Below are 19,760 nucleotides of genomic sequence, written 5' to 3'. Positions count from 1 at the left end.
CATACTCAGTGGCTTCCTGCCGCCGCGTTCAGCCCGTGTATGGCGACGAGCTCGGCTGCGACCAGCTTCTGAAGCCGCCATAAATTGCGGTCCCGGATGCCACGTTCTTCCAGATGTTTCACCGTCAGATACAGATATTCGGCGCAGGAGCCCATGTGTCCGCAGGCTCTTGCGAGCACCTGCGCCACCGTCTCCAGCGGCAATTTGCGGGAAACACGCTCGCCTTTCGGACCAGCCCAAAAGACCAGCGCGCGCACCAGGCCATGCGCCGTCGCGACCGGGATCCAGCGAACCGTCGCTGCGTCTTCGATCGTGCCGACTTCACGGCGGATCAACCGGCGTATCTGGCCAAGGCGATCATCATCGGCAAGCCTGAAGACGATGCCGTTGCAACGTCCACCGCGGTCAAGTGCCATCATCAGACCCGGCTGGGCCCGCGTTCCTCGCCAGCGGGTCATCTGCAGGCAGAAGGAGCGATGCCACCCTCGTGTTGCGCCACGCTGCGATTCGACGGCATCGAAGTCCGGCTTCCATATCAATGATCCATAGGCGAAGATCCAAAGCGGTGCGCCGGTAGACTCGTGGAAAAGCCGGTTGGCGAGCATCTCCACCTCCGCTTCGGTCAGCGGTTTTCGGTGTGGCTCGGGGCCGATATCGATTGCGGGGCGAAGGCTCAGCGATACGAGCTCGTCCGTCAGAGCCATTGTTGATCCGGTCATCAAAAGTTTGCTTCCCCGGACCGTCACCCGCCTATGCTCCCGGATATCCGTCATGCGTCAGTGCACCGTAAATCTGGCCGCATCGGCCTGGCGCCGCTGCAGGCTGCGTATCAGCATCGCGGCCTCCCTGACGATTGCCGAAAACGTGGCATCATCGGCGTCTGCGATCCTTCCCGTCATCTCGCGGATGATCGTCGTCAAATGAATGATGGAATGGCGATGCTGCGGATCTTCCGATCCCATTTCGGCATCGGCCATGGCAAGCAGCGTCTGCACCAGCCGCTCCATGGTTTGGCGACGCCTGGTCCTCGGATCGGCTTTCGGATCCTCGCTAAAGCGCAGCAGGTCGGCGACAATGTCGGACATTGCGATCCCACTCACATAGCAAAAGCCGGCGGCATGGAAATGACATGCCTTCGACCGCGCGTTTGCGTCTTCAAGGCGTCGAGCATCCGGTAGCCGTTGCGCCAGCGGCCAAAGCCGCTGGCGACATTGATGTGCCCGGCAAGGCCGATATTCCTGGTCTCGGCGTTCCAGAGGCGACCGAACAGGGTCAGCCGATCGACCGTCATGTAGGCATCGTTCATGCTGCCGACGACGATGGTTGGAAAAGGCAAAGGCGCCGTCGGCATGGCGCCAAACGAGATATGCCCGGGATGCAGGTTTTCCGTGGCTGGCAGATCGCATGGAGCAACGAGCAACGCTCCTTTGACGCGCCGCGCTGCACTTCGCCCGGCCAAGCGGGCGGCAAGCAGGCATCCGAGACTATGGGCAACCAGATAGGCCTCGCCGGCCTCTTCAAGCGCACCTTCCAATCGCAGCAGCCAGTTGCCAAGGTTCGGATGATCCCAATCGTCTTGAGCGACGCAACGACTGCCCGGCTGATCCTGCAGCCAGTGCTGTTGCCAATGCCCTTCTCCCGAGCCGAAAAGCCCGGGAAGAATAAGTACGTCGATCATCTGACGGCATCCTCTCTGAAGCTGCGCGTCGGTCTTTTTCCCGATCGGGACAAACATCGGACATCACCCATCAGATCCACCCGATCACCAGGGCGAACAGGAATGTAAAGGAACTGACGATCGTGCAGATTCCGGCCGCATGCCTGAAATGCGACATGACGCTGCCTTCCGCTCTTCTCACACCGCCCCGACGCAGGTCGGTCTCAACAATAATCGCCATCACGCCGTCCTCCTCAATACCAAAGGCCGGGCATGGTGCCCCAATAATGAAGTTCGTATTCGCGCGCGGACCGGTCACGCTCGTCATCCCGCGCGAACAATCCGTTTACCGGCTCCCGTGCAGCGGGCGGTTTCAGGCCGAGGAACCGGCCGATCGAAAGCTTCAGCCAGAACTGAAAATCAAGCTTCATGCGAACCTCCTGTCAGGAACCGTTATTCTTCGGCTAGAGCATTTCCGTTTTTCTTCGAATCACGGCAGTGCTCTATCTGTTTGTTTTCATGCAATTCCGGACGCAAAACCGCTGTGCACTTTTGCTGGAATTGCTCTACGAAATCAGCGAATGACGTCGTGCATTGGCGAGAAGAACATGGAGCGATGCAGTTGGTCCGTAGAGCATCAGCAGGCGGTTCTCCTCGCGTTTGGCGAGTCGATATCGTCGGGCGAATTCGAAGACGCTCCACAATTGCTCGCTTGGCCCCGGCCTATCCGCATCGGTGATCGTTGCTTCCTGAGATCGAACCATGGCGGCGACTCCTACTCGGCCGCCGCCAGGGCCGGATTTGCGCCCGGAAAGAAGGCCGCCAATTCGCCGATCACGTCGTTGATGCGGGCCAATAGCGCGTCGGATGAAACCGCATAGTCTGTGAAATCGCGGTCGGACGCATAAACGGCAGTCGGCAAAGTATGGGCCATGAAAAACCCGAACAGCGGCCGAAGCTGATGCTCGACCATCAACGCATGCCGGTCACCGCCGCCGGTCGCCGTGATGATAATCGGCTTGCCCCGAAGTTTGTGGGGATCGATCAGGTCGATGAGGTGCTTGAAATGGCCGGGATAGGAGCCCTTGTAGGTTGGCGAGCCGATGATCAGGGCATCGGCCTGCACGATCTCGTCGACGACATGCCTGGCTTGCCTGTCGAGATCCTTGCGCCACAAGGCACTGCCCAGCGACGGACCGACATCATTGAGATCATAGCTCTTGCTGGTAAATCCGTAGCGAATGCTCGCACGTTCGGCGACGTGCCGCACGAGTGCCAATGTCTTCGATGGACGGTTGAAGCTGCCAGCGATGCCGACGAGTTTGAAACCTGACATGGTTTTTCCTCTCTTTGCGTTGCCCCAACTATTGTCTACAAAATTGATAGATTAAAGGAACATGCATCTCTCCTTGTTCGCCTGGTTGAAAAAAATGTTCGCCGCCGCTTCGGCACGCATAAGCTGCAAGCTGACCGCCATCGACATCTCAGACCTCGGGACGCTGCAATTCATTGCGGTCACATTGCTTGATCCAAGCCTAAGGCTTGTCGCCGTGAAGGTGACGTTCGAGGAAGGGTAAATTGTCCTGCCCCCAATAGATCTCGCCGTCAAAGACATAGGTGGGAAAGCCGAAGACGCCGCTGTCGCGGGCATGCGCGCGGTCCGCCGACCACTTGTTCTGGACATCGTCATCGGCTTGTCGCCTGAGGAGCGCTGCGCCATCGAAACCTGCTGACGTCACGATCGCCTCGCGCACGTCGGGCTTGCCGATATCCTTCGCCTCGCTCCAGAACGCATGTTGCAGGGCGCGGGCAATGCCGATCCAATCCTGTCCGTCGAGGTAGGCGGCAATCACGAAGAGGGAGGCAGGCGTCGGATCGCTCAAATCCGGGCGATGTTCGAGCCGCAGCTCCTTGCCGCGCACGCGCGCCCAGCGCTTGAGGTCCCGCGTCCAGTAGGCGCGCCGGATCTCCGGACGGTTGCGCGAAAAGATACCGCCATTTTCCTCGACTACCGTCGTCAGATAGGGCGTGATGACGACGTCGTTCTTCGCCGCGAGTTCGGCGAAGGCGTCAAAGCCGATATACGACCAGGGCGAGCCGATCGAAAAGAAATATTCTACCGATTTGGTCACTGATGCATGTTCCCCATGAGGTGATTGTTCTGGCGTCGAATGGTCGACGGCATTTTCAGGAAGCGGATCTAACTTCGGATTGCGCTTTCCATCCGAGCTCCGGTGCGATCAGCGTCACGAAGTCGTGGAGAATCTGTCGATATTGCTCGTGCTCGAACTCGTAAGGGAGCTCCAGCCTCAACTCGCTGATCTCGGGCAGGATCGGATCGGCAAAAAGCTGCGCCAATATTTCATCCGATGTGCCGACGACATCCCGGGCGAATAAGGTGCGCCGCTCGCCCTGCGGCGAAAGCGTCCGCTGATGGCGGCCAGCGGCATAGTCTCGATACCGGCGGCGCGTTGCCGCATCGGCGCTGTCGAAAGGCACGATGACACGACCCAGCGCGACGCGGCGCTGCATGCCGGCGGCGCGATAGGTTTCGATCAGCCGCGATTGCGCGATCAAGAAATCGTCCGTCCCCTCCCCTGTTATCACATTGCCGGTCAACAGGTTGAAGCCATTGCGGCCGGCCCATTCGGCCGAACGCTGCGATCCGCCGCCATACCAGATCCGGTCGATCAGGCCCTTGGCATAAGGCTGCAGCCGCGGCCGCTGCGGGCCGAAGGGCGTCTTGATCAAGGTCTGCTCGTCGCCGAGATAAGTGCCGCGCAGATTGTCGGCAAAGCGTAGCACGCGATCATGCGAGAAATCGTAACCCGTCCAGTCGCCGTCGAAGACGAGCGGGGCGATCAGCTCGGCGTGCAGCGGCCGGCCGGCGCTGACGCCGATGTTCAGCCGGCCGCGCGACAGAACATCGACGGTGGCGAGATCTTCGGCCAGCCGGTAAGGGCCCTCGTAACCAATCGGGATGACCGCGGTTCCAAGCTCGATCCGGCTGGTTCGCTGCGTCGCCGCCGCCAGGAAAGCGCTGGCGGAAGAGATTCCGGGCTCCAAGTGCCGCTGGCGGACCCAGGCGCTGTCGAAGCCCAGATCTTCGCCATATTGCAGCTGCTCAAGCGTCTGCTCCAATCCCGACAACGGATCGCCGTCGGGATAATTGCCGGGAGTGAGGAAGCCGATATGGCTGATGGATATGTTGCGGCCGCTCATGTCGTCCCTTCCACTCGTGCCATCCGATGATCAGTATTTCGGCAGGCCGGGCGGGTTGGTCTCGGATGCCGGCAAGGCTTCTTCGGAAAGGTGCCAGTGGTCGAGGATTTTTGCGTAGGTGCCATCCTTGATCAGGCCGTTGGTGGCGACAGTCAGCGCATCGGCCAGCCCGCTTCCCTTGCGGGTGGTGATCGCGACGTCCGAGCGATCCGGCCAGCCGGCGCTCAGCGTGCCGACGCGCCTAATATTCTTGTCGCGCGCGGCGATGAAGACGAGCTGCGCATGCGGCTGGACGATGACATCCGCTCGGCCGGACCGCAGCGCGAGAAGGCTTGCCGCCTCATCGTCGTAATATTGCAGTTCGATCGGCTTCAGGCCCGCGGCAACATCTTCCTCGCTCCACTTCACAAGGATGCGCTCCTGGTTGGTGCCGGCCCCCACGATGATCCTGAGACCTGCCGCATCTTTGGGCTCCTTGATCGAGGTGACAGGGCTGTCGGATTTCACGAAGAAACCGTGCAAGCCCTGGCGGTAGGTGGAGAAATCGAATTTTTCCTTGCGCTGCTCGGTGACCCCGACATTGGAGATGACGGCATCATACTTGCCCGAGGCGAGGCCGAGCGGCCAGTCGATCCAGGCGACCGGCACGATCTCCAGCGTCAGGCCAAGGCTGTCGGCGATGGCATAGGCATAATCAGGATCTGCCCCGACCACGGTCTTGGCATCCGTGGCATAGGTGGCAAGCGGAGGGCCGCCCGGGCTGACGGCGATGGTGAACTTGCCGGGTGTAACGAACTTGAATTCCCTAGGAATTGCGGCAATCGCCGTATCGTTCCTGGCCGCGTGAAACCGGCCCGGCTGTTCCGGGCTAAGATCGAAATCCTCCGCTGCATGAGCTGCGCCAAAGGAAAGGGCCGACGCCATGGCAGCGATCAGCAGGGTCCGGGATGCCGGAAGGGCAATCATCGTCTTCAATCTCCAAATTGTCAGGCACGGTGGCCGGCAGCATTGCCGCCGGCCCATAGGGGTCGATCAGGAGCCACTCTTCGGCAGTCCCGGCGGGTTGGTCTGGGCCTTGTCGATCGCTTCGGGACCGAGGTTCCAGGTATCGAGGATCTTTCGGTAGGCGCCGCTGGCGATCAGGTCATTGACGACATCGGTCAAGGGCGCTGCCAGGCCGCTGCCCTTGCGTGTAGTGACGGCAATTTCGGCCGTGATCGGCCAACCGCCGCTGACCGTACCGACAAGCTTGATCTTACCGTTGATCCCGGCCGAATAGGCCTGCGTCGCGTTCACGCTGAAAACGGTGTCAGCTCTGCCCGACTGAACGGCAAGATCCTTGACCGCGTCATCGTCATAATATTGCACCTCGATCGGCTTCAGGCCGGCGGCGACGTTCTCGCGGTCCCACTCCAGCAGGATCTTTTCCTGGTTGGTGCCGGCATCGGTGATCACCTTCAGGCCGGCAATATCCTTCGGCTGCTTGATCGAGGTGATCGAGCTGTCAGCCTTGACGTAGAAGCCAAGCTCATCCTTGCGGTAGGTCGAGAAATCGAACTTCTCCTTGCGCTCTTCCGTGACGGTCACGTTGGAGATCACCGCGTCGAACTTTCCGGAGGTCAGCCCCAACGGCCAATCGGCCCAGGCGACGGAAACCAACTCGAGCTTCAGGCCCAGGCTGTCGGCAATGGCCTGCGCCAGATCAACGTCATAGCCGATGACGGTCTTGGAATCGGAGGCATAGTCATGCAGCGGAAGATTGCCGCTCGAGCTGATGCCGACGGTGAAGACACCGTTTTCGACAAACTTGAAGTCCTTGACTTCGGCAATGCGCTTCTCGTTCTTTTCCACCCGCAGCCGGTTCGGCTGCTCGGGGCTGAGATCGAACTTCTGCTGCGCCTGAGCGGAACCGAACCCGATCGCGGCAATGGTGACGGCTCCCGCTATCAGAAGCCTTGCCCTATCTGTAAATGTCATGCCCCTTCTCCATTTCATCTTTAGGTTGTGGTTGTTGTTACTCGGCCGGAGCAGCCCGTCGCGGCCCGGCATTTCACCAGCGCTGTATCGCGCTAGAGAACCTTGGCGAGGAATTCTCGCGTGCGGGGATGTTCGGCTTGAGCGAAGATGCGGGCCGGTGGGCCGGCCTCCAGAATGCGTCCGCTTTCCATGAAGACGACGCCGTCGGCGACTTCGCGGGCAAAGCCGACCTCATGGGTGACGATGACGAGCGTCGTGCCGGTGCGGGCAAGTTCCTTGATGACGTCGAGCACTTCGCCGACGAGCTCCGGATCGAGCGCCGAGGTCGGCTCGTCGAAGAGCAGCACCTTCGGGCGGAGCGCCAGTGCGCGCGCGATCGCCACACGCTGCTGCTGGCCGCCGGAAAGCTGGCGCGGATAGGCGTTGATCTTGTCGCTGAGGCCGATGCGTGCCAGCAGCTCCTGCGCCAGCTGCACGGCGTCCTCACGGCCGACGCCGCGAACCTGGATCGGTGCCTCGATGAGGTTTTCGAGCACTGTCAGATGCGGGAAGAGATTGAAGCTCTGGAAGACCATGCCGATATCGGCGCGGCGTTTGAGGATATCCTTCTCCTTGAGCTCATAGAGCGTGTCGCCCTTCCTGTTGTAACCGACGAAATCGCCGTCGACCGAGATGAAACCCTCATCGACACGCTCCAGATGGTTGATGGCGCGCAACAGCGTCGACTTGCCCGAGCCGGATGGACCGAGGATGGCGGTCACGCTGCCGGTGGGAAGGTTGAGTTCGACATCATCGAGCACCTTCAGCGAACCGAAGCTTTTGGAAATACCGTGAATGCGCACCGCGCCGCCTGCGGCCCGCAGCGTCGCCGCATCCTGGAAGCCGATCTTGCGGACGGTGTCGGTCGCCGTCTCGAGGACAGGCAGCGGACGGCGGAAACGCTCAAAAAATGCCTGGAAGGGCAACGGCGTCGGGTTGCGCACGGCGCCTTTGGAAAAGTAGCGCTCGATATAGCGCTGAGCGATCGACAGCACCGTCATGATGATCAGGTACCAGACGGTCGCGACCATCAGCAGCGGAATGACTTCAAGATTGCGGCGGTAGATCACCTGAACGGTGTAGAAGAGCTCCGGCAGCGCCAGCACGTAGACCATGGAGGTGCTCTTCGCCAGTCCGATGAGTTCGTTGAAGCCGGTCGGCAGGATCGAGCGCATGGCCTGCGGCAGCACGATGCGGAAGGCCTGGCGGCGGCGCGGCAGACCGAGTGCTGCGGCCGCCTCCAACTGTCCGTGATCCACCGAGAGAATACCGCCGCGCACGATTTCGGCGAAGAAGGCCGACTGGTTGAGCGTCAGGCCGAGGAAGGCGGCGGCAAAGGGCGTCAGCAACTGCACTGTGGGATAGTCGAGGAAGACGGTGTTGGTGAAGGGAATGCCGATCTTGATCGTCTCGTAGAGGTAGCCGAGATTGTTCAGGATCAGCAGCAGCACGATGACCGGGATCGAGCGCAGCAGCCAGATATAGCCCCAGGAAAGACCGGAGAGCAGCGGCGACTTGGAAACGCGGGCGAGCGCCAGAGCCGTTCCAAGGATGGAGCCGGATATGGCGGCAAGCACCGTCAAAAGCAGCGTCCGGCCGAGGCCGACGAGCACCGGTTCGGCAAAGAACCACTCGGCAAAGACGCCCCAACCCCAGCGCGGATTGGTGAAGATGGAATAGAGCACGGCGATGATGACGACAGCGGCAAAGATCGTGCCTGCCATCCGGCCCGGATGACGCGCCGGCACGATGCGGTAACGGGAATAATCCTTCGGTCCTGCCGTCCTGCTGCCGGGGTCGATGCCGGCGAAATCCGTTGTCAGTGCCATTGTGCTTCCCTTTTATGATTGTCGGTCTTTGCCGTTTTCAGAAATTTGCGCCGGCCACCCGCGGGCGCGGTTCGGCATCTTCGTCAGCAGGCTGAGCGAGATGGCTGATGTCCTTCTCGAAGGGCAGGCTCTTGTAGATTTCGGGATCGGCGGAGGTGTCGAAGAGAGCGGTGTAGCCGTAGTTCAGATAGAGGCCGACGGCTTCGGGCTGGCGAAAGCCGGTCGTCAGGTAGATGCGGGAATAGCCTTGCCGGGCGGCCTGGGCCTCCAGTTCCACCAACACCTTGCGGGCAAGGCCCTGACGGCGCAGATCGGAGCGCGTCCAGATGCGTTTGAACTCGGCCGTGCGTTCGTCATAATTCTTGAAGGCGCCGCCGCCGATGGTCTCGCCACCACGGATCAACAGGAGAAAATTGCCGTCAGGCGGCGCAAAGGCTTCAGAAGGATAACGGTTCAGCTCGACCGCAGCCCCTTCGGCATTGAAATAGTTGCCGTAGCGGCTGTCGTATTCGTAGATCAATTCATCGATCAGCGGCTTGGCGCGCGGGTCGAGAGGGCTGGTATAGAGAAACGTATCGCTCATATCGTTCATCACCCGTTGTCATCAGTGAGGAAGGTTTCGGCGAGCCGCACCCAGTAGCGGGCGGTCGGCGCAATGATCGAATCGTTGAAATTGTAGTGGGCGCTGTGGAGAGGAGCGCTGTCGCCATTCCCGACGAAGAGGTAGCTGCCGGGGTTTGCCTGCAGCATGAAGGCAAAATCCTCGCTCGCGGTTCTCGGCCGGAAATCCTTCTCGATCGCCGCGGGGCCGAGTGCGTCATAGGCGACGTCGCGGGCAAAGGCCGTCTCTGCCGCATGGTTGATCAGCGCCGGAAAGCCGAGGCGGTAGTTCACATCCGCCTCGGCGCCTAAGCTTTCCGCCTGGGCGCGAGCAAGGGCCGGAATGCGCTCTCGCAACAGCTGGCGGACGGTCTCGCTGAAGGCCCGCATGGTGAGCTTCATCTCGACGCTTTCCGGGATGACGTTCGAGGCGGAGCCGGCATGGATCGAACCGACGGTCGCGACCGCCATGTCCTGCGGGTCGACATTGCGGGAGACGACGCTCTGCAGGGCAGTGATGAAGGAGGCCGAGGCAAGCACCGGATCGACGGCCCGGTGCGGCTCGGCACCATGGCCGCCTTTGCCGATGATCTTGATGACTGCCTGATCGACCGAGGCCATGGCAGGACCGGTGACGAAGCCGAATTGACCCGCGGGAACACCCGGCCAGTTGTGGAGCCCAAAGACCGCGTCGACAGGAAAACGTTCGAACAGGCCTTCCGAGATCATCTTGCGGGCGCCGGCGCCGATCTCCTCGGCGGGCTGGAAGATCAGCCGCAGCGTGCCGCTGAAATTACCGCTTTCGGCGAGATAACGCGCGGCGGCGAGCAGGATCGACGTATGCCCGTCATGGCCGCAGGCATGCATGACGCCGGGATTGCTGCTGGCATAGGCAAGACCGGTCGCCTCCTCGATCGGCAGGGCATCCATGTCGGCGCGGATGCCGATCCGCCTTTTGCCGTCGCCGCGCCTGAGGGTGGCGACGATGCCGGTTCCGGCAATGCCCGTCGCCACCTCATAGCCCCAGGAGGAAAGGCGGGATGCCACGAGCTTGCTGGTCCTGAGCTCCTGGAACGCAAGCTCCGGATATTGATGCAGATCGTGGCGAAGCGCGATGATCTCGTCGAGATAGGCGGCGATGCCCTTGTCGACCGGATCGTTGCTGCGTGGGTTCTGGGCGATGTTCATGACCGTTCGTCGGCGCCTCAGGCGCCGACAGCCTTTCCGCGATCGACCTGATCGGCGCCCGCCGTGTAGCGGCTTTCGCGGAAGGGCAGACCCAGATGGTCGCGCAGCGTCTCGCCCTTCAGGACCGGATCGAAATAGCCGCGCTCCATGAGGATCGGCAGAACATATCTCGAGAAATCATCGAAGCCCTCGGCGATGACAGGGAAACCGAGGATGAAGCCATCGGCGGCGCCATGGTCCACCCAGCGGATGATTTCGTCGGCAATATGATCGGCTGTGCCGATGAAGGCCGTGCGCGGCGTTGCCGAATCAAGCGCGACCTGCCGGAGCGTCAGGCTTTTCTCCCGCGCCGTCTTCTTGATGCGGTCGGTGGTGGCGCGGAAATTGTTCCTGCCGATATCGCCGAGCTCGGGGAACGGCGCGTCGAGTGGATAGACGCTGAAATCGTGATGATCGAAGAAGCGGCCGAGATAGAGCAGCGCCTCCTCTGTCGTAACGAGGTTGCGGATCGCCTGATACTTGGCGTCCGCCTCCTCCTGCGTCGCACCGACGATCGGTCCGATACCAGGATAGATGCCGACTTCCGCGGCGCTGCGGCCATGGGCAATCACGCTGTCCTTGAGCTGGCGGTAGAAGGCCTGCGCCTCCTCGAACGGCCCGCCATTGGTGAAGACTGCGTCGGCATGTTTGCCGGCGAGCCTGATGCCGGAATCCGAGGCGCCTGCCTGGAAAACGACGGGTTGGCCCTGCTTGGAACGGCCGATGTTGAGCGGCCCCTCGACGCGGAAGAAGCGGCCCTTGTGATTGAGGCGATGCATCTTCGTCTTGTCGACAAAGACGCCGGTCTCACGGTTGCGGACGAAGGCGTCGTCGTCCCAGGAATCCCACAGGCCCTTGATCGCATCGATATAATCCTCGGCGATCTCGTAGCGCAGTTCGTGCTCGGGATGTTCGCGGCTGTAATTGCGCCCCGAACCCTCGAGCGGCGAGGTCACCGCATTCCACCCTGCCCGGCCGCCGCTGATGAGATCGATCGAGGCGAACTGGCGGGCGATGGTGAAGGGATCGCTGTAGGAGGTCGAGACCGTGCCGACGAGGCCGATTTTCGACGTCGAAGCTGCCAGAGCAGAGAGAATGGCGATCGGCTCGAAGCGGTTGAGGAAATGCGGGATCGACTGCTCGTTGATGTAGAGCCCGTCGGCAACGAAGGCGAAAGCGATGCCCGCCGCCTCGGCCTGGCGCGCCGTCTTGACGAAGAACTCGAAATTGACGCTGGCATCCGCCGGTCCGCTTGGATGCTTCCAGGCGTTCATGTGACCGCCGGGACCCTGCAGCATGATGCCGAACGTGACGTGTTTCTGAGCCATGGGATCAATCCTTTTTGGAAACGGTCAGGCGACGAGGGAAAGCCGCTCCTTGGCGAGCAGCTCGATGGAAGCCAGGCGCTCGGCGACCGAAAGCGCCGGCGTGTCGAGCACGAACTCCTTGACCCCGTAGCGGTGATGAAGTTCGTCCAGTTCCTTGCGGATCTGCTCCGCCGTGCCATGCAGCACGCTCGGCACCTTTTCCTCGGTGCGGTAATCGGTGATGCCGGCCTGGCGGGCGAACTCGGCCGCCTGCTCCTCGCTGCCGACATTGACGGTCTGGCCGTTCGGCAGGAACACCTTGACGATGCGCAACTTGCCGACGCGCTCGCGGGCATAATCCTCGCTTTCGGCGGCGAAGGCGGCGAGTGCCAAGATCGGGCACTTGCCGCCGGATGCCCGCTCATAGGCATCGAAGGTCCTGCGCAGATTGTCGGGATCGCCGTTCAGGTGTCCGGCGAAAACAAGCTCCCAGCCCTTCTCGGCAGCGAGCTCGGCGCTTTCGACGCTGGCGCCGAGCAGGAAACGTTCAGGCGCAGCCGGCGGGAAAGGTGTTGCCTGGGCGCCGTCGTAATTCGGGTCGGCGGCGAGATAGATGTTGAGATCGGAAAGCTGGCTCGCGAAATCCGGCTTCCTGGCCGGATCGACGGCAAGCTGCAGGGCGCGCGTCGAGAGCGGAAAGCCGCCCGGCGCCTTGCCGACGCCGAGATCGACACGGCCGGGCGCAAGCGATGCTAGAAGATTGAAGGTCTCGGCAACCTTATACGCACTGTAGTGCTGCAGCATGACGCCGCCGGAGCCGATGCGGATCCTCGATGTCTTGGCGAGAAGATAGGCGATCAGCGCCTCCGGCGCCGAACTCGCCAGATTTGACATGTTATGATGCTCGGCGACCCAGAAACGGTGATAACCGAGTTCCTCGGCTCGGGCGGCAATCTTTACCGTCGCCCGCAGTGCATCCGCGGCCGTCAGACCCTGTTCGATCGGGCTTTTGTCGAGAAGACTGAGGAGGTAGGTCATGGCACCACGATCCGATCCTTGGTTGCAAATCTTAGTCCATAAAATCAGTAGACAAACTTCATTATAAGAAATGACATTCTCTTTCGAACGCGTTGAGTGAAAAAAGCGGCCGCATCCAAAATGGAAATCCGATGCCTTTCAATCGACCACTTGATGGTCTATATTCTGGTCCAAAGGGAGTAACCGCATGAAGCTGTCAGAACAGGTCAAGCCGATCAGCTATCTCAAGGCGCACGCGCCGGAGATCATCCGGACATTGAAGGATAACCCGCAGCCGGTCGTCATTACGCTTCACGGCGAGGCGAAAGCCATCCTTCAGGACGTCGGCCAATACGAAGAAACACAGGAGACGCTGGCGCTCCTGAAGGTGCTGGCGCTCACCAACCGGCAAGTCGAGGAGGGCAAACTGCGCCCCGCTGCAGAATCCTTCGCGCGCATCCGCAAACGTCTGGAGGACAGCCAATCCTAATGCCATATCGTGTTCTTTTCGCTGAGGACGCGGAACGCGACGTCGAGGATCTCTATCGCTTCATCGCTCGCCGCGACGGCGCTGAGATGGCAGAACGCATCCTGATGGACATCGAGAGTGCCTGCGCCGAGCTTGAAGAATTCCCCGCCCGCGGAAATATTCCGAAGGAGCTGGCGGGGATCGGAATTTCCGAATATCGGGAACTGCACCATAAGCCATGGCGCATGATCTATCGCATCCTGGGCACGGATGTTGTCGTCTACTGCGTGGTAGACGGGCGTCGCGACATGCAGAGCTTTCTGGAGCGAAGGCTCATCCGCTGACGTCCGGCATATCGTTCTTGAGCGCTTCGGATCTACGGCTTGTGCCGGTCAAGCGCTGCCATGATCTTGCCCGGATACAGGCCTGGGAAGTCGCGGCCCGGCAGATTTACCCGCCTTCTGGAAATCTGGCGACGTCGTGCTCGAGAGAGCGAGCATTCTGATACTCCGCTTTTGCCTCTATCACACGCTCCTGCCTCGCCCGCAGGCGGTCGAACTTGCCGAAGTCGGTCATGATGCTGACCAGGACGCTACCCGTCCAACCGAAGGTGAAGAGGCCCGACATGCCAATGATCGGGCCGAGCAGACGCCAGCGATCCGGGAGGGTGACGGTTCCCTCGCCCAGCGTCGTATAGCTCTCAAGCACGTAGTAGTAGCTGTCACGCATCGAGGGGATAATGGCCCTGACATAGAGAGGCATCGCCCAGATCAGCGTTTCTGCGAAATGCAGAATCGCCAGCGCGGCGATCGTCGCGGCCAGCATCAAGTTCAGATGCCAGTGCGGCGTGGCCTTCGTGACGCCTGCCCATGACTTGCTGAATTGAAGGCTGATGCTCCGGATACCAGCGCCGTGCACGAAGATGACAACAACGAGAAACACAGTGCCGACGAGTATTTCCAGAACTGGATCAGGATTGGATAGATGGTCCAATTGCGACGTCCTCGGTCTTGCAACGCCCGCTGGAAAGGCGGTCAGCCTTCGAACACGCCGAAACCAGCACTGGCATGTTGCGATACCCTGGTGCTAGTAGCAGGGTGGATACGGGTAATATCCGCAAGCCGGAGGCGGATAATAGCGACGATCCTCTGCGACTGCGGCACCGATTGCCGCCCCCGCAACGACGCCCGCTCCGTAATAGGCGCCCGGATGGGCATACCATCCGCCACGCCAGACGGGGGCGCGAAAACCAGCGCCTCCGACGGCGACGCCTCCGTAAGGACCACGTGCCGCAAACCAGTCGATGAACAGCGATGCGGGGCCGTCGGCTCCGGCGAGATCACCTTCGAGTACGGCCACGTCGAAGGTGAGGTTTGCTCCCTCGAGCTTTGGCGTCTTCAGGACGACCACCGCATCGGCGACGGAATCTCCCTTTCCGCTCAAGACCGATATCGTCGCATTGGGAGGATCTTTGGCAAAGCTATCTGCCCCCTCGCCCCACTGCTTGATGAACTCGGAGGTCAGTACATGACCTGCAGAGCGCACCGGGCGGTCGGCAAACACGATAGACACGGCCGAGATGCCGCTCATCGTCAGCTTGCCGTTCTCAAGCCTCGCCCCTCCGGAATTGAGGACGGCGAGCGACGGCACCATTTTTGACTTAGGCGCGCCGATGGTCTTCTGAGCGGGCGCCGAGATGGCGTCCTGCGCGAGAACCGGCGTTGACGATAGAAGACCTGCTGCGATTGCGATCAAGCACATATCGGAGATTCTAAGCATCTGCTTCCTCCCGTTTTTCCACTGAGTGGCGTTATTTCAACAGTCCCAGATTGATCAGTTGAACCCGTCGGTTGTCTGCCGACTCCGGCTGACCCGGATCGATCGGCCATTCCTCGCCGGCTCCAACTGAAAAAAGGCGATCGGGCGAAACCGCGAAGGTGGTCGACAGCGCTTCGTTGATCGCGTCGGCCCGTTTCTGACTGAGTTCGAGATTGTGCTTGGCGGTTCCCGTTGCGCTCGAGTGCCCGACGATCAGGAACTTGTAGCGGAACAGGTCCGGATGGTGCAGGGCGTCGGCGATGAGTCCGACGGTGCGGTAGGACTTTGGCTCGATGGCAGTGGAGTTGTTTTCGAAATCGATCTCGACGATCAACTGCGATAGCTGTGACAACTTGCTCCAGTTGGGCAGTGTTGCGACGCCCTTCCCGACATTGGAGTTGGCTTCCTCCACGAGCAGAGCGACATCGACTGCAGGCGCCGCCCCCTTGATCTGCCCGAGAGTGGTCATGATCTGCGTGTTGTCGAGCTGCTGGGCCGAGGCGATGCGCGGAGCCATTAACAGGGCGAGGGCCAGAGAAATGCGAAGGCCATGGACGATCTTGTTCTCCCTTTTTCCGGTCATGGTTTACCGCCATCCAGCGTCGGTGATTGCCTGGTTGCAAGCCTTGTTGTCCACCCGCTTCGTCTCGACGAGGCAGGAGAGGATATTCCCGTCGCCCTTCACGCTGTTGCAGTATTGGGAGATGTCATGCTGGCAGACCTTGAACGCCGATGCCTGCGCCTCCTGGCGCTGGGCGATCGATGACATCACGCTGCCAAGGGTCGCCGTGCAGGTCGGGGAGACCTTCGACGCATTCTTCTCGAGGCAGGCCTGTATCCGGCCGTTCCCGAGGTTCTCGCCGTTGCAGAGCTTCTTGATGTCCGGCCCACACTCCTTGGCAAGAGTCGTGACCGCATCGGCGTAGCTGATCGTGTCGGCCCGACCGACCGCGGTTAGGGCGAGGAAGGCGGCGAGCGCCGCGCCTGCGAAGATGCCAACTCTTTCTATCATTACTGTTCCTATCCTGGAGCGATTGATGTGAAGTGGTCATTTCCCGTTGATATGCGTGGCGTGTAGCGAGCAGAGATGGAAGTAAGTTACAGTTACAAACACCAGCAGCACTGGTGTATCGTCATCGTCGTGGCCGTATGAACGGGACGACCGCGGCTCTGTCGAGGGCCTGCTCGATTTCAATCCGGAGGCTGTCGACGAGTTCCTGATACTCGGCAATGCGCTCGTCATGTTCTGGAGCGGATGACCGCTCCCATTGCAGTTTCTCATCATTTGCACTGGCGAAGTCGTCACAGAGGTCGCGAAACCCCTCGCTGCGCAGAGCGAGTTCCTCGATCACATTGGCGCGCCGCGTGAAGCAGCTCTTTACGAATCCAACACCGTTTCCCATCCGGTTTCATCCATTCGCATGTGTCGCCTGACAGCAGGCGATCTCAGGACATAGTGATCGTCATCGCATGCTGAACGAAATCAAGCTTCCTACTACACAAGCGGGCGTTTTCTGGTCACCGCACCAATTCGATCTCACCCGGCTTCCAGGTCTTGTTGAACCACGGTTCCAGCGGACCGTAGAGGCGAAGGATCATGAACCAGCCCTTGTCCGGAATCGTCTGCACCCAGTTGTTCTCCATTCCCGCCGGGGCCTTGGGTCCGAAGTAGACGTCCGTCGAACCATCCGCATTGACCTTGACGCCCTTGTTCTGGCTGCTGACGCTCGGGAATTGCTGGTCGGTCTGCACCATCGAGCGGGTCTGGTTGTCATAGACGATGGCCGACCAGAAATCCTTGACCGGGACGTTTGGCGGCAGTTGCAGCTTGTAGGTTTTTGCGCCGTCCAACGGATTGCCTTCGGAGTCCTGGGCCGCCCATGGGTATTGCGAGCCGACGCCGACCATCTTCTCTTCCATCGCCGGCGTCACGCCTGTGGCCAGGAAGTAGAAGAACGCAGCGCCATCCAGATTGCTGACGCCAGCCGAGACTTCAAACTTGTAGCCGCCGAAGAACGGCAGCCTCCACGCGCTGTTCGGATAGAAGTAGGCGCCTTCACCGCGTATCTTGAAAGCGATCGTGCGCGCGGTGACGGCACCTATGTTGGCGGCGTCGGTGAGGATTTTCTTCATCCGTTCATCGGGATTGAAGGGCTTGCCCTTGACGATGCCGATCGAAGCGAACAGGCCAAGCGTGGTGGGATCGGAACCTTCGGCCGGCTCTTCCTGGATGGCTTCGTTCAACAGGGACCAGAACTGATAGTCGGCGGGCGGTACGAAATTCGTTGGTTTGCCCGACGCGTTGACGAAATTCATCGGCGGCGGGTTGGCCGCGTCGGCGAGGTTGTAGATCTTCAGCGTCTTCTTTACCGAGTCCACGCCCGGCTTGGGCGAACCGTCGACCAGGAACGAGCGGAACGGCATCCAGTTACCGAAGGTGCTCGGACGTACGACGTGATAGCCTTCCGGAACGTCGCCCTGGTAGCCGGGCGGCAGTATCAGGTACTTGCCGCCTTCGCCCTTGTCGGCTCCGGTGATGCCCACATCGGCGACCCAGTTGTACCAGAAGTCGTCGATCAGCCCGAGCACCTTGGGCGGAATCTCGACCACCAGCGGTCCCTTGCTCGTGTCGAGCCAGATGAAGCTGTAGACGGTGTTGTCGTTGGCGGTCAGTTCCACGGTCTTTGAATCGACAAGGTTCTCCCAGATCACGTTGGTCTGGTTGTCGTGGCCGAACTCGCGCAACGATTGGCGCATTCCAGCCTGATTGACGATCGGAAAGCCCAGAAGATACGCCTGCAGCGCACGCGACCGGTCCAGATTGTCGTAGATTTTTTCAACGGTATCCTCCGAGGGATAACCGTAGTTGAGGTTCAGAGCCCCGATGGAGGACTCGACCTCATCCGGCACGGCGACGCCCGGAGCGAAGGGCGTCGCCATCTTGTAGGTCGTGTCGGCCGAAGCGGCGACCACGCCCATCAGCATCGCTGCGGCGGTGGCACAAAGCAGTCTCGTCGTACGTATCATTGCTCTCTCCTCATCGACATCCGACCTCAGCTCACCTTCTTGACTGGCGGTATGACCCATGAGCCGTCGATGATCGAAGGGTTGCTCTCGTTCGGCCAGTAGAGCCGCATCATCAGGATAAATTTGCCCTTGGGCGCCGGAAGCCAGTTCGATTCCTTGTCGAGTCCCGGCGATTCGTTCTGGATCAACAGGTCGATCGAGCCATCGGCATTGGCCTTGAGTGGCTGGCGGGCGCTGATGGAGTACCGGTTGAGCGGATTGTCGACGAAGAAATAGTCCGCGTCGTACATGGTCAGCGACCAGAAGCCGGAAACCGGCGGCGTCAGGCCCTTCTTAAAGGTCAGGACGTATTTTTCCGAACCGTTGTAGGCTCTCTTGATCAGACCGCCATCCGCCTTCATGGATGTCGGATAGATCGCGTCCTGCGGACGGTTGGCGCCGAGGCCGATCGCCGTCACCAGCGCCCGCTGGATATAGTTGACGCCATAGATTCCGGTCTTGGTCGTGAAGCCCCAGCCATTGATGTCCTTGACGTCGGCGTCGCTGAACTTGAAGTGCAGCATGATGCGGGCGAAGGCGATCTGCGGGACGCGCTTGGCGAAAGCCGGATCGAACTTGGTCTTGTCGAAGTCCTGCCCCGGCACAATGCCGATCTGGGCAAGCTTCTCGACCATAGGTGCGTCGGCTTCGGTTGGCGGGTTTGTTTTCAAAAGTTCGGCGAGCAGGGTGAAATACTCGACTGCGTCCATGTTGTTGACCTGGTCGCGCACTGCCGTCTTCATGTCGATCGACGGATCAACCTCGCCTTCCGGCGGCGTCCAATCCTTGCCGTAGGCGCTCAGCGGATAAAGCTTTACCTCATCCTGGATCTTGTGAACGGCTGCGTAGTCCTCCGGCGTGCCGGTGCAATAGATGCGGCCGAGCAGCCAGACGATGCTGGTTGGCGACTTGTACTGCTTGACGCCCTCCGGCAGCGTACCTTCCCAGCCGGGGCCGGTCACGGCAAAGGTCTGAGCGCCGGTTCCGGTGGTGCGTTTCCCCGGAACGTCGAAAACCGTCGTCCAGCCGTCGAGCATCGGGAAAAGGCCGTAGCGGTCGGCCAGATCGGGGAGACTGACAACCCAGGGCTCCTTGCCCACATCCAGGAAGGCAGTTGTATAAAGCGTGTCCGCGTTCGGCGCGGTCACGTCGCGGAATGCCGCATTCGGATATTCGCGCACCTTGATCAGGTGGCCCATCGGACCTTTGGTTCCCATCGGCTCGGCGACGTTGGTGATGACGCGGCGGGTCATTTCCATCGTGACCAGCGCATAGCCGAACGTATAGGCTTCGACGGCGAGGCCGAACTCATCCGAACCTTCCATGAGGTCGGAAATTAGGCCTTCGGCGTTTCCTGCAGTTGAGCCGATCGACGTTGCGGCAAGAAAGCCGGCGATCGATACGGTACGGCGTGTAACGTTCATGGGACTTTCTCCAAGATTTTCTCAGGTCCCAATGACCTGGCTAACGACTGACGGTCACGAAGCTGAGACCGGCAATAACTGCCGGTCTGTTCCGGGGCGCAGCAGATA

The 19,760-nt window shown here is 60.6% G+C and carries 25 protein-coding genes; 2 read left to right on the top strand and 23 right to left on the bottom strand.

Annotation, left to right across the window (positions count from 1 at the left end; translation table 11 throughout):
* Positions 1–5: 5 nt before the first annotated feature.
* The 16 genes from ACIPSK_RS09185 to ACIPSK_RS09110 all read right to left on the bottom strand — a co-directional run bounded on the left by ACIPSK_RS09185 (position 6) and on the right by ACIPSK_RS09110 (position 12,896).
* Positions 6–773 carry a gamma-glutamylcyclotransferase gene (locus ACIPSK_RS09185; protein WP_162117465.1) on the bottom strand — a complete coding sequence of 256 codons (768 nt, stop codon included), beginning with the start codon at positions 771–773 and terminating at the stop codon, positions 6–8.
* Positions 774–776: 3 nt separating this feature from the next.
* Entirely contained in the window at positions 777–1,085 is a 309-nt protein-coding gene (locus tag ACIPSK_RS09180) for a hypothetical protein (protein ID WP_026154639.1), read from the bottom strand.
* A gap of 11 nt (positions 1,086–1,096) precedes the next feature.
* Positions 1,097–1,678, bottom strand: a complete 582-nt coding sequence (locus ACIPSK_RS09175; RefSeq protein WP_020486293.1) for an RBBP9/YdeN family alpha/beta hydrolase — start codon at positions 1,676–1,678, stop codon at positions 1,097–1,099.
* A 70-nt stretch (positions 1,679–1,748) separates the two neighbouring features.
* The gene (locus ACIPSK_RS09170) at positions 1,749–1,901 is read right to left on the bottom strand and encodes a hypothetical protein (RefSeq protein WP_222294015.1); all 153 of its coding nucleotides are present in this window, start codon (positions 1,899–1,901) and stop codon (positions 1,749–1,751) included.
* 10 nt (positions 1,902–1,911) lie between these two features.
* Positions 1,912–2,088, bottom strand: coding sequence for a hypothetical protein (locus ACIPSK_RS09165; RefSeq protein ID WP_017997704.1), 177 nt, complete (start codon positions 2,086–2,088; stop codon positions 1,912–1,914).
* 135 nt (positions 2,089–2,223) lie between these two features.
* On the bottom strand, positions 2,224–2,421 hold the full coding sequence (locus tag ACIPSK_RS09160; RefSeq protein ID WP_162117464.1) for a hypothetical protein: 198 nt from the start codon (positions 2,419–2,421) through the stop codon (positions 2,224–2,226).
* 11 nt (positions 2,422–2,432) lie between these two features.
* Positions 2,433–2,993: an FMN reductase gene (gene msuE / locus ACIPSK_RS09155; RefSeq protein ID WP_446532914.1), complete on the bottom strand. Its 561-nt coding sequence runs from the start codon at positions 2,991–2,993 to the stop codon at positions 2,433–2,435.
* Positions 2,994–3,192: 199 nt separating this feature from the next.
* A complete protein-coding gene (locus ACIPSK_RS09150) occupies positions 3,193–3,789 on the bottom strand; it encodes a 2-hydroxychromene-2-carboxylate isomerase (RefSeq protein ID WP_017968864.1) in 597 nt (198 codons plus the stop codon).
* Between the two features lie 55 nt (positions 3,790–3,844).
* Positions 3,845–4,879: an LLM class flavin-dependent oxidoreductase gene (locus tag ACIPSK_RS09145; RefSeq protein ID WP_162117463.1), complete on the bottom strand. Its 1,035-nt coding sequence runs from the start codon at positions 4,877–4,879 to the stop codon at positions 3,845–3,847.
* A 30-nt stretch (positions 4,880–4,909) separates the two neighbouring features.
* Positions 4,910–5,845: an ABC transporter substrate-binding protein gene (locus ACIPSK_RS09140; RefSeq protein WP_162117462.1), complete on the bottom strand. Its 936-nt coding sequence runs from the start codon at positions 5,843–5,845 to the stop codon at positions 4,910–4,912.
* A gap of 66 nt (positions 5,846–5,911) precedes the next feature.
* On the bottom strand, positions 5,912–6,856 hold the full coding sequence (locus ACIPSK_RS09135) for an ABC transporter substrate-binding protein (RefSeq protein WP_162117461.1): 945 nt from the start codon (positions 6,854–6,856) through the stop codon (positions 5,912–5,914).
* 92 nt (positions 6,857–6,948) lie between these two features.
* Positions 6,949–8,724: an amino acid ABC transporter permease/ATP-binding protein gene (locus ACIPSK_RS09130; protein WP_162117460.1), complete on the bottom strand. Its 1,776-nt coding sequence runs from the start codon at positions 8,722–8,724 to the stop codon at positions 6,949–6,951.
* A 37-nt stretch (positions 8,725–8,761) separates the two neighbouring features.
* On the bottom strand, positions 8,762–9,319 hold the full coding sequence (locus ACIPSK_RS09125; protein WP_162117459.1) for a GNAT family N-acetyltransferase: 558 nt from the start codon (positions 9,317–9,319) through the stop codon (positions 8,762–8,764).
* The gene (locus tag ACIPSK_RS09120; protein WP_162117458.1) at positions 9,316–10,512 is read right to left on the bottom strand and encodes a M20 aminoacylase family protein; all 1,197 of its coding nucleotides are present in this window, start codon (positions 10,510–10,512) and stop codon (positions 9,316–9,318) included. Before ACIPSK_RS09120 ends, ACIPSK_RS09125 begins: the two co-directional genes overlap by 4 nt.
* Positions 10,513–10,529: 17 nt before the next feature.
* Positions 10,530–11,879, bottom strand: coding sequence for an LLM class flavin-dependent oxidoreductase (locus ACIPSK_RS09115; protein ID WP_162117457.1), 1,350 nt, complete (start codon positions 11,877–11,879; stop codon positions 10,530–10,532).
* Between the two features lie 24 nt (positions 11,880–11,903).
* Positions 11,904–12,896 carry an LLM class flavin-dependent oxidoreductase gene (locus tag ACIPSK_RS09110; RefSeq protein ID WP_017968858.1) on the bottom strand — a complete coding sequence of 331 codons (993 nt, stop codon included), beginning with the start codon at positions 12,894–12,896 and terminating at the stop codon, positions 11,904–11,906.
* A 187-nt stretch (positions 12,897–13,083) separates the two neighbouring features.
* Between ACIPSK_RS09110 and ACIPSK_RS09105 the strand changes: the two genes are divergently transcribed.
* Positions 13,084–13,365: a type II toxin-antitoxin system Phd/YefM family antitoxin gene (locus tag ACIPSK_RS09105; RefSeq protein ID WP_017968857.1), complete on the top strand. Its 282-nt coding sequence runs from the start codon at positions 13,084–13,086 to the stop codon at positions 13,363–13,365.
* The gene (locus ACIPSK_RS09100; protein WP_017968856.1) at positions 13,365–13,688 is read left to right on the top strand and encodes a type II toxin-antitoxin system RelE/ParE family toxin; all 324 of its coding nucleotides are present in this window, start codon (positions 13,365–13,367) and stop codon (positions 13,686–13,688) included. The genes ACIPSK_RS09105 and ACIPSK_RS09100 overlap by 1 nt, the downstream gene beginning before the upstream one ends.
* A gap of 106 nt (positions 13,689–13,794) precedes the next feature.
* On the opposite strand, the gene ACIPSK_RS09095 is transcribed toward ACIPSK_RS09100, so the two are convergent.
* The 7 genes from ACIPSK_RS09095 to ACIPSK_RS09065 all read right to left on the bottom strand — a co-directional run bounded on the left by ACIPSK_RS09095 (position 13,795) and on the right by ACIPSK_RS09065 (position 19,652).
* Positions 13,795–14,337, bottom strand: coding sequence for a hypothetical protein (locus tag ACIPSK_RS09095; RefSeq protein ID WP_026154638.1), 543 nt, complete (start codon positions 14,335–14,337; stop codon positions 13,795–13,797).
* A gap of 93 nt (positions 14,338–14,430) precedes the next feature.
* Positions 14,431–15,123 (bottom strand): hypothetical protein, encoded by a 693-nt coding sequence (locus tag ACIPSK_RS09090; RefSeq protein ID WP_017968854.1) that lies wholly within the window; start codon positions 15,121–15,123, stop codon positions 14,431–14,433.
* A gap of 31 nt (positions 15,124–15,154) precedes the next feature.
* Positions 15,155–15,745: an OmpA family protein gene (locus ACIPSK_RS09085; RefSeq protein WP_162117456.1), complete on the bottom strand. Its 591-nt coding sequence runs from the start codon at positions 15,743–15,745 to the stop codon at positions 15,155–15,157.
* Between the two features lie 3 nt (positions 15,746–15,748).
* On the bottom strand, positions 15,749–16,174 hold the full coding sequence (locus ACIPSK_RS09080) for a cysteine rich repeat-containing protein (RefSeq protein WP_017968852.1): 426 nt from the start codon (positions 16,172–16,174) through the stop codon (positions 15,749–15,751).
* A 121-nt stretch (positions 16,175–16,295) separates the two neighbouring features.
* Positions 16,296–16,565: a hypothetical protein gene (locus ACIPSK_RS09075; RefSeq protein ID WP_017968851.1), complete on the bottom strand. Its 270-nt coding sequence runs from the start codon at positions 16,563–16,565 to the stop codon at positions 16,296–16,298.
* Positions 16,566–16,680: 115 nt separating this feature from the next.
* The gene (locus ACIPSK_RS09070; protein ID WP_017968850.1) at positions 16,681–18,189 is read right to left on the bottom strand and encodes a DUF1254 domain-containing protein; all 1,509 of its coding nucleotides are present in this window, start codon (positions 18,187–18,189) and stop codon (positions 16,681–16,683) included.
* Positions 18,190–18,215: 26 nt separating this feature from the next.
* Positions 18,216–19,652, bottom strand: a complete 1,437-nt coding sequence (locus tag ACIPSK_RS09065) for a DUF1254 domain-containing protein (RefSeq protein ID WP_017968849.1) — start codon at positions 19,650–19,652, stop codon at positions 18,216–18,218.
* Positions 19,653–19,760 lie beyond the last annotated feature (108 nt).

The organism is Rhizobium sp. LARHSG275, from assembly GCF_052871115.1.
The sequence above is the reverse complement of the archived record's forward strand: the minus strand, read 5'-3'. Positions and strand labels throughout refer to the sequence as shown.